At 44.4% G+C, this 3133-nt stretch carries 1 protein-coding gene; it reads right to left on the bottom strand.

From position 1 onward, the window contains the following. Positions 1-869 precede the first annotated feature (869 nt). Positions 870-2831 carry a hybrid sensor histidine kinase/response regulator transcription factor gene (locus DW830_RS15260; RefSeq protein WP_158573526.1) on the bottom strand — a complete coding sequence of 654 codons (1962 nt, stop codon included), beginning with the start codon at positions 2829-2831 and terminating at the stop codon, positions 870-872. Positions 2832-3133 lie beyond the last annotated feature (302 nt).

The following is a 3133-nucleotide window of genomic DNA, read 5'->3' as shown; positions in this document are numbered from 1 at the left end:
AATCATCGGGAAAATCAGCGCATTTACAGTCTTGCAATATATTAATTATGTAAACAACAGACCGATTGGCAGGGTTAAGTATGCGCTAAATTAATTCCGCCAACGGGTTTTGGTTATATATTTTATACCCAGTACTGCATCCATTACAACTTAACATACTACAGATAAGAAACTTACATATCATATTACATTTTTTACACTGATGGCTATCATATCCTCCATAGATTGGCATCAAGGGTTTTGGCTCCGCTTTTACCAAATAGCTTGCTGTTGATTTTCGAACGGATATGGGTTATTTGCTGCGCCCCGACACCCAATAAAAGAGACTGCTCAGAAGGGATGAAATGTAGTTTTACCAATATGGCTACAAGATATTCCCACACTGCGTTTATCTTCTTCTAATGGAAATAGTATTTACTGCACGATCAATATGTTTTTATCATTAGGGAAAATCTTCGTTCAAAAGTATTGAATGTGTGTTCAAAAGCTTTGAATGTACATTCAAAAGTGTTGAACGGCGGTTCAATACTTTTGAACGGAGATTTTCCCTAATAACAATTACTTTTTCCTCTAGGCTTTTGGAGTTTTTAGATACGGAATAAGTCATCCATAGTGATAACTCGGTGCGTTATAGTAATGGAACCATATCTTACACGAAAACGAGCTTATTGTTTTGTGAAATTTACACGAAAACAAGATTATATCGGCTGAAAAGATACTAAAAATATCGTTTAGCGCAAAATAATGAGTCACTATTTTGCGCGAAATGGGGTGAAAAGGTCATTTCGCGCAGAATAGTGAAGGGGGGAATGGTATTTATTAGTCGTGGAAATGTGCGAAAAAACAATGGATTTCCACGACTAATCATACTAATTGACATCTTTCAGTTGCTCTGCATATTCCTTCGGGAAGACGCCGAACTTCTTCTTGAAGCATTTCGAGAAATACTTCGGAGTGTTGAAGCCCACCTGAGTTGCCACTTCGCTGATCAGAATGTCAGGGTTCGACCGGATGATGCGCTGCGCCTCCTTCAGGCGGATGCTGGTGATGAAGGCAATGACCGTTTGCCCTGTTGTGGCTTTTACCTTATTATATAAGGTGGATTCGCCCATCGCCATATCCTTGGCGAATGCCTCGCGGTTGTAATCGCCATCTGCAAGATGTTGCATCAGTACCTCTGTGGCACGAGTGATGAATGCCTGATCTGGGTTGCTCAAATGTAACGCAGCCTGTGTTTCGCTCTCTGTGCTGTTTTGGAGCGAAACTTCTGCCTGAATCTTTTCTATCATCTTCTTGCGGTTGGCAAGAAGGGCATTGATTCTGACTTCCAGTTCCTCAAACTTGAAAGGCTTGGTGATGTAGGCATCTGCTCCGATAGAGTAAGCCTCTGTCTTGTCCTCTTCCTTGTTCTTGGCGGTAAGCAGGATGATAGGCAGTTGCCAGAAACTCTTGTCAGACTTGAGCTGCTTGGTCAGTTCGATGCCATCCATGATTGGCATCATCACATCGCTCACCACCAGATCGAGTTTCTCCTTCATGATGATGTTCATCGCCTGCTTTCCGTTCTTTGCCGTAAAAACGTGATAGTTCTTGCTCAGCACCTGCAGCATCAGGGCGAGCAGTTCCTCGTTGTCCTCCACCACCAGGATCTTGCTCGCATTCTTACGGATGAAGATGCTCTGGCGGACAGGTGCCAGCTTAGGTTTGTCTTCAGAAGCAGGTTGGGATTCCTGCTCCGTTTCCTGGCTTGCCTGTCTGATGGCTTCCTGATTTACTGCATTTGGTTTGTCTGAATTGTCTATTTCATCTGGTGCATAGGCACTCTTTCTGATAGGCAGGGTAATGGTGAAGGTAGTGCCTTCGCCTTCCTGACTCTCACATTGGATGTTGCCATGATGCAGTTTCACCAGGTCGTGGGTCAACGACAGTCCGATGCCGGTTCCCGGCATGTTCTGCTTGCGGTAGTCGCCATCGAAGAATCGGGTGTAGAGATGCTTCATCTTCTCCTTCGACATACCGATGCCATTATCGGCAATCTTGATGACCGCCTGCTCCTTGCTGAGGCTGAGTGATACATCAATCTTGCCTCCCACCTTATTATATTTAATGGCGTTGGAGAGCAGATTGTAGATGATCTTATCCATCTTGTCGGCATCAAACCATGCCATACCTTCAGCCTTCGGCTTCTCCAGGAATAGGGTAACCTGCTGGTGTTCAGCCATCGGACGGATATTCTCGCAAGCTTCTTCTATGAACGAAATCAGGTTTCTGCGGCTCACGAGCAGATGCAGCTGTCCTGCCTGCGACTTTCTTACTTCCAGAATCTGTCGCAGGAGTCGGGTGGTGCGGTTGATGTTGTTGTCCATCACCATGTAATCTTCCTCATACTGTGGTGCCATCGCCTTGAGTTTGTAGATGGTGGCAGAGATGACGGTGAGTGGGGTGAGCAGCTCGTGGGTGATATTGGTGAGGATGACGCCCATCTGCAGGCTGTTTCTGGTCTTCACCCGCTCCTTATACCATCTGGCAGCAGCAAAGATGCCGCCAATGAGCATCAGGATATAGAGCATGAAGGCAAGGCGTGATGCATACCAAGGTGGCAGCACCTTGATGGTGATGGTGTATGGCAGTTCCTGCCACTTGCCGTAGCCGTCGTTTGCCTTCAGATGTAACTTGTAGGTGCCTGCATTCAGGTTCTGGAAAGTAGCTTTATGTTCATCCTGTTTGCTGTATTGCCAGTCTTCGTCATATCCTTCCAGCTGGTAGGCATAGCTGTTCTTTCGTGTATTACCGTATGTGAGGAGTGAGAATTCGATATCAAACTTCTTCACATTGGAAGGTATGGAAATCCTTTTTGTGTAATGTGGCATTTCTTCGGAAATGTCACTTTTGAGAACAGAATCCAGTTGTGCAAATGGTACGTCATCAATGATTAAGTCGGTGATGACGAGCTTGCAGTTTCTGTGATTTTACCTCAGTTCGGGATAAGAAATAGTGCCTAAAAAAGTTGGTAATCTCCGATATTTTTTGTATCTTTGTAGGTGAAATCCAATTAGTTACAAACATAAAAAGATATCATTATGGAGATTACCAAGGACAAAGTTACAGAATTATTTTGTATTATTGATGAATT

Origin of the sequence: Prevotella sp. AM34-19LB, assembly GCF_003468525.1 — a bacterium.
Lineage (GTDB): Bacteria > Bacteroidota > Bacteroidia > Bacteroidales > Bacteroidaceae > Prevotella.
The sequence above is the reverse complement of the archived record's forward strand: the minus strand, read 5'-3'. Positions and strand labels throughout refer to the sequence as shown.